This is a genomic window from Methanosarcina spelaei, assembly GCF_002287235.1.
GTDB lineage: Archaea > Halobacteriota > Methanosarcinia > Methanosarcinales > Methanosarcinaceae > Methanosarcina > Methanosarcina spelaei.
This window is the reverse complement of record NZ_LMVP01000437.1, coordinates 1-350: the sequence shown is the minus strand read 5'-3', so window position 1 is coordinate 350 and position 350 is coordinate 1. Positions and strand designations below refer to the sequence as shown.

1 pseudogene is annotated in these 350 nt (G+C 37.7%); it reads right to left on the bottom strand.

Features of this window, described 5'->3' with window-relative positions:
- Window positions 1-221, bottom strand: a pseudogene (locus ASJ81_RS23860) (winged helix-turn-helix transcriptional regulator); the annotation flags it as partial.
- Between the last annotated feature and the right edge of the window lie 129 nt (window positions 222-350).

Genomic DNA, 350 nt, shown 5'->3' with positions numbered 1-350 from the left:
TTGGTGTTGCATTCTTCCTTTAATATTTTCAGAACTATTTTCCGGGTCATCTCATTTTGAAGGACTGAAATAACCAGTTTTTCTTCCTCACTGTATGTAGAATTATTCTGGAAATACCGGATCTTTCCGCAATCATTGTGGGCTTCAATCATATTTTCTGTTTCGAGAATATTGAGATGATAACGAAGAGATCCCCTACTCAGGCTCATATCACTTGCAATCTCGCTGATACACGTCCCTGGACAGGTTTTGATGAAAGCATATATGTACTTTCTCTTTAGAGTTCCAACAGTACTTGGATGGTCAGCAGCTCGAAATCCGAGTATTATGAAAATGAACTTTGTAAAGTA